Genomic DNA, 6,452 nt, shown 5'->3' with positions numbered 1-6,452 from the left:
GTCACCGTCAAGCCGACGGTCGGACTCGTCAGCCGCGCCGGCATCGTGCCGATCGCGCACAGCCAGGACACCGCAGGGCCGATGACGCGTACCGTGCGTGACGCCGCGATGCTGCTGAACGTGCTGGCCGCCAAGGACGTGCTCGATCCCGTGACGGAGCGGCAAAGGCGGCCGGCCGATTACACGGCCGGCCTCACGCGGGATGCGATGAAGGGTGCGCGCATCGGCGTGCCGAGCGACCCGGCGGACCCGCTGAACGATCCCTACTACGACAAGCTGCCGCCGAGGTCGGCCAAGGTGATTGCTGACGCGATCACGGTGCTGGAAGATCTCGGAGCGGTCATCGTCCGCGCCAGCATGCCGACACCTGGCTGGATCGGCGGGCCGGGTACGACCATGGCCGTGCTGAACCGCAATCCGCTGAGCCACCACAAGGGCACTGTCGCGAGGCCGCCGGTGGTCTTCCTCTACGAGCTGAAACGCGATCTCGACCTCTACCTCAGGGATTGGGCGACTAACACCGAGATCAGGAGCATTGCCGACATCGTGGCCTTCAATGCTGCGCATGCGGAGACGGCGCTACGCTTTGGCCAGGATCACTTCCTCGCCGCCAGCATGACCAGAGGCGATCTGAGCGAGCGCGAATATAAATCGGCACGTGCCATGGATCTGCTCTCCGCCAAGACGCGCGGCATGGACGCCTACATGAATCAGCACAAGCTCGACGCGGTGCTATTCCCCGGCAGTGCAGGCTGCGGGATCGCCGCCAAGGCGGGCTATCCGAGCGTCATGGTGCCGGCCGGCTTCATCTCGGGAGCAGACGACAAGGACACGCCCGACTACCCGCTCGGCATCACCTTCGCAGGCCGTGCCTGGAGCGAGCACAAGCTGCTGCGTCTGGCCTACGCCTATGAGCAGGCCTCCAACATGCGCAAACCGCCGCCGGGGTTGGCAGACGTTTAGGTCGTACCCCTTGGGGTGCGCCCACTCCCAGGCAGGAGCCACTATGATATCGATAACTCGGCAGGCAAACCGGGACAACTCTCATCAGTGACGCGATCCTTAACGAGGAGTCAGAGGTCCTTTTGGTCTGCGAACGACGGAAGCCGAATTGCTCTGAGTCATAACCCAAGCGCGATTTCGGCCCAATTCAACATGCGATCGCTATTGAGGAAGGCCAGCACCGCCGGCTCCAGTGAGGCGGGCGCGCCCGGTCCAACCAAAACCGTCGCGGCCACCATGTCGCAGCGCTGATTGAAGGCGAGTGAGAGCGCGGCGCTGCGATTTCCCTCGACGCGATAGGCCCGGCTGCGGCCGCGCATCCGACCGACTACGATTTCTCGGCCGGCACCGATCGGAGTTGCCTTGCCAATCAGCGCCAGGTCGCCCATTTGCTCGAGGTCGCCGTCATCGGCGACGCCGGTGGCGCAATTGCAAAAGCCGAGCTTGGCGCGAACGTACAGCTGGACCTCGCCGCCGCAATCGTGGGCCTTGCAGCGGAACGCCTTTCCCTTCCCCCAGGGATCTGCGCTGAAAGGCCAGTCGGTTTCCGTCCACACCGGGCGGACCTCGCTGGATGCCGCTGTTGCGCGTGCCGGTTCGTCAGATCGCAATATCCAGACCGCAGCGGCTGCGCAGAGTAGTGCGGTGGCTGAGCTGATCGCAACGAATTTGCTTGCCAGGCGCATGGCAGATGCCGCTGAACTTTTGCTAATTTTGAGCCATGAACTTCCGTGCGGCCGCGAGGTCCTCCCGCGAGGAGTCGCCATTGCGCGCCATGTCGACGACTTTCGCGTAGTATTGGCGTGCCTTCACGATGTCACCCGCCTTCTCGGCGGCGTGAGCGGCGCCGATCGTCGCGCCAAAGCGGTTCGGTTCCTTGCGCATCGTGGCCTCGAACGCGGCCAATGCCTCTGTCGCCATGCCGCGCTCGAGCAGCATGGTCCCGTAAAGCTCGCGCGCCGGGGCAAGCGGTCCCGGCGTCACGATGGATTTTTCGGTCTTGTCTTCGGCATCGGCGGCAAGGCGCATCGCTTCCAACGCGTCCGCCTGTTTTCCCTGGGCATTGAGCTGCCAGGCTGTGGCGACCTGCCGCTGAATGTCGACGATCTCGCCCCAATAGGCATCCTTGTCCTGCTGCAACTTCTCCCGAAGCTCCGCCAGCTTGGCGATATCCGCCGTTGCGGCGTCCGCATTGGCGGAGCGCGCGGCGCCAAGGGCGCGGGCGAAATAGGTGATCGCATCGACGTAGGCAAACCGGCTCGGCTCGACCTTCAACGCGGCCGCGCCCTGCCAATCGCCTCGCTCGACCATATAACGCGCCTGGCTGGCCGCTATCGCGTAGGGACCGGCGCGGACGGCCGGCGCATACCCCGTGGTCGCGACCATGTCTGCGATGACGTCGCGGGCTCGGCTGTCCTGCGCAAGCTGGAGCAGGGCATAGACCATATAGTCGTCGGCATGCAGCTGCTCGCTGGGGTCCTTGCCCTCCTTGGCAGCCTTGGCGGAACGGCTATTGGCGTCGATGGATTCGTTCCAGTAGCCGACGCGCGTAAAGATGTGCGACGGCATATGCAAAGCGTGCGGCGCCGCCGGCGCGATCTCGGAATAGCGCTTAGCAGCGTCGAGACCTTGTTCTGCGATCGCCGGATAGTCGTAAAGGTGGATCAAGTAATGCGCGACGCCCGGGTGCCGCGGCTGTCGCTTGAAGATCGGCTCCAGGATGGCAGCGCCCTTGAGTTGGTTGGCATAGGTCTTGTCGTTTGGTGACGCCGTGACATTCAGCGTGATGGCATAGGCGATCTGTGCCTCGTCATCATCGGGATAGCGCGTGGCGACGGCTTCGGTTGCCTTGAGATATGCCTGCGCGCGTTGGCCAAACGTCGTCTTCTCGTCGCCCGAGTAGAAGGCCAGCAGCGCGTCGACATAGTCGCGCTCGCGTTCGCTCTTGGCGCCGAGTGCCTTCGCCTTCTGCAGCGCAGCGAGGCCCTCAGTGAGGTTTTCCTTCGGCGCAGGAAAATGCGGATTGTACAGCAGGCTGAGGGCAATCCCCCAATGGGCGATGGCGCATTCCGGATCGGCCTGCAACGTCTCCTCGAAAATCTCTTTCGCGGGTCGATACCAGAACGAGTGCTGATAGCGCATCCCGCGGTCGAAGCGCCGCTGCGCCACCTCGTTGCAGGAGGTCTGGAAGTGAACCTTGCCAAACTGCTCGTCGGTCCCGTCCTCGGCGTGTGCGGCAGGCGTGGCGGAGATCGAGCACAGAGTGGCGAGGGTGAGAAGAGAGACGGTTCTCAAGACGAGCGCGCGCATCGGCCCTCCGTTTCTGTTCAGAAAAAGTTGCTCAGATGGCGCCGATACGGCCAGGGCGCCTAAGTTCGCAGTGCTGAAATTGGCGGTGGCAATTGCGTTGTTGGAAGGATTTGCCCATTCGCGATGCGAGTCAATAGGAGCGGGCAAAATTGCATTAGGGAAGCACGCCTGTCAGGCTCCAACCTCCCGTGCGCGAAATCGTGGTGCGGATAGCGAGGCGTAGGCCGCCAAAGACATGCACAGCAAGTCTGAGGATGTCTGCTCATGGTGGAGGACCGAAAGCTCCCGGGTAAAGGGTACACTGACGTGAACGCCCCATTGCGGTATGCGACATCGCGCCGCTTCGCGACGGTGAATTGCACTTCACTGAGTGCGACGAACGTCATGGACTGATACTCTGCGCCCCATCGTCCTCAAGCAGCCATGAGGAACGAATGAAGCGGCGGGAGTTCATAGCGGTTACTGCGGCAGTGCTCGTTTCGCCCCACAGTTTGTGGGCGCAGAGGAAGCCTCGGCACATTGGCTTTCTTGCGATCGGTGATGGGAGCGGGCAGGCCCTTAATCAAGCCGAGCGTGTATTCCTCGATGGGCTGCGACACCACGGCTGGCTAGGTGGAAATCTGATTGTCGAATTGCGCTTTTCTCATCCCCCCGATCAACTGCCAGCTTCAGTCGCCGACCTGATCGGCCTCAATCCCGATGTGCTAATCGCTGCGGGACCTCAAGCGGCGCTAGCCCTGAAATCGGCAACTGCCACCATTCCGATTGTGTTCGTCGCTGTGGCTGACCCCGTCCGCCTCGGCCTCGTTCAAAGTCTATCGCGACCGGGGGGCAACATAACGGGTATTACGACCAACGTACCTGAAGATTTTTTCGGAAAACGTATCGAAATCCTTCGCGAACTTATTCCTGGCGCCTCGAGAATCGCGATCTTGGTCAATCCAAAGAACCCAATGCTTTACTTAGTGGAAGAGACACGCAGCAAGGCGCGGAAGCTCGGCATAGTGCTGCTGACAGTTGAAGCGGCCACGGCCGAGGAACTTGACGTAGCCTTTGCTTCGGCTTCTGCCCAAAATGCCGATGCGATAATTGATTTCGGGGATCCGCTCACCTATGTCGAAGCGCCGCGAATAATCGCACTCGCGGCGAAGTATCGTCTGCCGGCAAACTACTTGTTTCGAGTCTACGCCAATGGCGGATTGTCGGTCTACGGCGCGGATACAGCCGATCTATTCCGCCGTGCAAGCAGTTTTGTCGATAGGATACTCAGAGGCACCAAGCCTGCCGATCTGCCGGTGGAGCAGCCGACCAAGTTCGAGTTGGTGATTAACATAAGGATTGCCAAGGCACTCGGCCTCACCGTGCCGTCCTCGATACTCGTCCGCGCCGACGAAGTGATCGAATGAGGCCCAGTTTGCTGCAATGCATGAGTCTCTTGTCGGGTCCTAAGCGGACATTCGCTGATCCCTTTTGGTCGGAATGCGGACTCCGCCCGAAACGCAAGGCATACCGCACCCCAGGGATATTGAACGTTTGGAACCCTGATGCGTTAGCCCGCCAGATGACGGCCGGATGCATCAGCCGGCATGACGATGCGGCCACGGAGTTCGGTTCTTGCTCAAGCTTTACAGGTGGCCGTCCGACGACTGGCGGAGTATCGGCGCGGAAATGCCCTCGGAGATCATCTGGGCTGACCTCCTGAACGCCACCGATGAGGAAAAGGAGTTCGTCGAACGACTGCTCGGCATCCGCATCCTCTCGCAAGAGTCTCTTAGCGAGATCGAGGCGTCGAGCCGCCTCATTCTCGACCACGGCACGCTCTATCTCAGCTCGCCGGCGGTCCGGCTCGACGAGGACAACGAGGCGGAGATCACGCCGGTGGGATTCGTCATCGGCCCGCATGTGCTGGTCACAGTGCGCTTTGCGGAGCTGCCGACCTTCGACGACATCGGCAAGCGCATCGGCTCCGACGACAGCCTGGAGAACGGCATGTGCGTGTTCACCAGCCTGCTCGAAGCCATGATCGACCGTGGCGCCGACGTCCTGGAGCATCTCGGCGCGAAGGTCGACAAGCTCTCCCGCGGCGTCTTCAGGGGCGGGCTCGTCCGCACCCAGCGGCCGGTGCGCTCCAGCCGCCGGATGCGCGAGGCGCTGGAGAACATCGGCGAACTGGCCGATCGCCTCGCCAAGGCGCGCGATGTCCTGCTCGGCGTTGGCCGCATTGCGTCGTTCGCGGGCGATGTCGGCAGTGAATGGATCACGGCCGCGTCGAAGAAGCGCCTGGAGGCCGTGTCGAAGGACGTGGTTTCGCTCAGCGATTACGAGACGCGACTGTCCGACAAGATCCAGTTGCTGCTTGATGCCGTGCTCGGCTTCATCAACATCCAGCAGAACGAGCTGTTCAAGATTTTGACGATCGTGTCCGTCGTTGGCGTGCCGCCGACCATCCTGGTCGGCATCTGGGGCATGAACTTCAAGCACATGCCCGAGCTGGACTGGAGCTTCGGCTATCCGCTGGCCTGGCTCGCGATCATCGCCAGCGGCGTGTTGCCCCTGATCTGGTTCAAGCGGCGCGGCTGGTTCGATTGAAGCTGCGGCGCACCGTTCGGAAACGATGCGCCGCCGCTCGATCATGCTGCCTTGGCGTGGACGTTGCCAATCCATTCGCGGGCCAGCGTTACGTCAGCTTGCGACAATTGGTGGCCTGCCGGCAGCACCTTGTGGTCGACACGCGCTCCGGCATCCGACAACAGCGTCGCCAGCTTCGCCGAATTGCTCGCCGTCACGATCGGGTCGGCTTGGCCGGACAGCAGCAGCACCGGCTTGCCCGCAAGCTCGGCTTTCGGCGGAGCCGACAGCGGCACCATGGCGCGCAGCAGGATCGCGCCTGCAAGCACATCCGGCTTCAGCAATAGCAACGCGGCTGCGATGTTGGCGCCGTTGGAGAAGCCAACCGCAACCGGTGCGGCGATGCCGTATTGCTCTCGTGCATCCGCGATGAAGTCGCCGAGCTCGCGCGCACGCTGTCGCACGTCCTCCTCGTCGAACACGCCTTCGGCGAGACGGCGGAAGAAGCGCGGCATGCCGTGCTCGAGCACGCGGCCGCGCGGCGAGAGCAGGGCGGAGCCCGGCGAGATCAT

6 protein-coding genes are annotated in these 6,452 nt (G+C 62.6%); 3 read left to right on the top strand and 3 right to left on the bottom strand.

The window, feature by feature from the left end:
- A partial coding sequence (locus MOV74_RS28355) for an amidase family protein (protein WP_246929920.1) occupies positions 1 to 963 on the top strand: 963 nt, incomplete at its 5' end.
- A gap of 158 nt (positions 964 to 1,121) precedes the next feature.
- Here the strand turns inward: MOV74_RS28355 and MOV74_RS28350 are convergent.
- Together MOV74_RS28350 and MOV74_RS28345 are read right to left on the bottom strand one after the other, a co-directional pair.
- Positions 1,122 to 1,559: a hypothetical protein gene (locus MOV74_RS28350; RefSeq protein ID WP_246929919.1), complete on the bottom strand. Its 438-nt coding sequence runs from the start codon at positions 1,557 to 1,559 to the stop codon at positions 1,122 to 1,124.
- Between the two features lie 151 nt (positions 1,560 to 1,710).
- Complete coding sequence (locus tag MOV74_RS28345; protein ID WP_246929918.1) at positions 1,711 to 3,312, bottom strand: hypothetical protein; 1,602 nt, start codon at positions 3,310 to 3,312, stop codon at positions 1,711 to 1,713.
- Between the two features lie 434 nt (positions 3,313 to 3,746).
- Here MOV74_RS28345 and MOV74_RS28340 point away from each other — a divergent pair, with 434 nt between their 5' ends.
- Positions 3,747 to 4,718, top strand: coding sequence for an ABC transporter substrate-binding protein (locus MOV74_RS28340; RefSeq protein ID WP_246929917.1), 972 nt, complete (start codon positions 3,747 to 3,749; stop codon positions 4,716 to 4,718).
- Positions 4,719 to 4,926: 208 nt separating this feature from the next.
- Positions 4,927 to 5,901 carry a magnesium transporter CorA family protein gene (locus MOV74_RS28335; RefSeq protein WP_246929916.1) on the top strand — a complete coding sequence of 325 codons (975 nt, stop codon included), beginning with the start codon at positions 4,927 to 4,929 and terminating at the stop codon, positions 5,899 to 5,901.
- Between the two features lie 41 nt (positions 5,902 to 5,942).
- Here MOV74_RS28335 and MOV74_RS28330 read toward each other — a convergent pair.
- Positions 5,943 to 6,452, bottom strand: a 510-nt coding sequence (locus tag MOV74_RS28330; RefSeq protein ID WP_246929915.1) for an alpha/beta hydrolase, incomplete at its 5' end; no start/stop codon positions are given.

This window comes from Bradyrhizobium sp. SHOUNA76 (genome assembly GCF_023006445.1).
Taxonomy (GTDB): domain Bacteria; phylum Pseudomonadota; class Alphaproteobacteria; order Rhizobiales; family Xanthobacteraceae; genus Bradyrhizobium.
The sequence above is the reverse complement of the archived record's forward strand: the minus strand, read 5'-3'. Positions and strand labels throughout refer to the sequence as shown.